At 64.7% G+C, this 436-nt stretch carries 1 protein-coding gene; it reads left to right on the forward strand.

The genetic code is table 11. The features are described 5' to 3' along the window. Positions 1-436, forward strand: a 436-nt coding sequence (locus AB4Y92_RS25915; protein ID WP_441822230.1) for a carbohydrate ABC transporter permease, incomplete at both ends; no start/stop codon positions are given.

Raw genomic sequence — 436 nt, forward strand, 5'->3', positions numbered from 1 at the left:
GGCCAATACGCTCGTCGTCTCCGTCGTCGTGACGGTGATCCAGCTCTTCACCGGGCTGCTGGCGGCCTATGCCTTCGCGCGCTGGCGCTTCCCGGGCGATCGTCTCGTTTACGCTCTGATCGCGCTGACCTGGCTCGTGCCGTTCCAGGTCGTGATGATCCCGAACTACCTGCTGATTGCGCGGATGGGTCTGCTCGACAGCGTCGCCGCACAGATCCTGCCGAACTTCGCCTCCGCGCTCGCGATCCTGCTGCTGGCCCAGACCATGCGGAGCTTTCCGAAAGAGGTGTTGGAGGCGGCCCGAATGGATGGCGCCGGGCACTGGCGAGTGCTGTGGGAGGTGGTCATGCCCAGCTTGCGCGGGACGCTCGCCTCGCTCGCCATCCTGATCTTCATCTCGACATGGAACGAGTATTTCTGGCCGCTGCTGCTGAGC

Origin of the sequence: Lysobacter sp. TAB13 (assembly GCF_052113885.1) — a bacterium.
GTDB classification, from domain to species: domain Bacteria; phylum Pseudomonadota; class Gammaproteobacteria; order Xanthomonadales; family Xanthomonadaceae; genus Lysobacter; species Lysobacter gummosus.